This is a genomic window from Staphylococcus sp. HMSC036D05 (assembly GCF_001836225.1).
GTDB classification, from domain to species: domain Bacteria; phylum Bacillota; class Bacilli; order Staphylococcales; family Staphylococcaceae; genus Staphylococcus; species Staphylococcus caprae.
Window position 1 is genome coordinate 1 of record NZ_KV827778.1, and the last position, 861, is coordinate 861.

Genomic DNA, 861 nt, shown 5'->3' on the forward strand with positions numbered 1-861 from the left:
TGTAAATTTCGTTTCCGTTTCATTTCCTGAGGCATCCGTTGTCGTTACCGTGATTGGATAGCTGCCTACTTTTGTTGGTGTTCCGCTAATTGTATTTGTCTCACTATCGAAACTTACGCCGGCCGGTAGACCACTTACTTTGTTGGTCACAGATTGGCCACTGTTGTCTGTCGCTTCTATTTTGATTGAGTCAATTGATGTATTGACCTCTTTGGTTTGATTTGCGATAGATGTAACCGTTGGCGCTGTTTCGTCTATAACTTTGATATTAAATGTTGTTTCTGTCTTATTTCCTGATGCATCTGTCGTTGTCACCGTGATTGGGTAACTTCCTACCTTCGTTGGCGTGCCACTAATTATGTTTGTCTCACTATCGAAACTTACGCCGACTGGTAAACCACTCACTTTATTTGTTACGGCTTGACCACTATTATCTTTCGATTCTATCTTGATTGAATCAATAGCTGTGTTGACCTCTTTGGTTTGATCTGCAATAGAAGTTACCGCTGGATTTATTGTGTCTACCACTTTGATCATAAAGTTTGTTGTCGTTTCATTGCCTGATTCATCCCTTGTCGTTACAGTGATTGGATAGCTGCCCACTTTCGTTGGAGTGCCACTAATTGTGTTTGTGGCACTATTGAAACTTACTCCAGACGGTAGACCACTTACTTTGTTTGTCACAGCTTGGCCACTATTATCTGTTGCTTCAACTGTTATTGAATCAATCGGCGTATTCACTTCTTGGATTTGATCTTTGATAGCTGTCACCGTCGGCGCTGTTTTATCTACAACTTCGATTGTGAATTTTGTTTCTGTCTTATTCCCTGATGCGTCTGTCGTCGTTACTGTGATTGGATA

The 861-nt window shown here is 41.1% G+C and carries 1 protein-coding gene; it reads right to left on the reverse strand.

The features are described from left to right. Nucleotides 1-861, reverse strand: an 861-nt coding sequence (locus tag HMPREF2580_RS03960) for a putative Ig domain-containing protein (RefSeq protein WP_176747465.1), incomplete at both ends; no start/stop codon positions are given.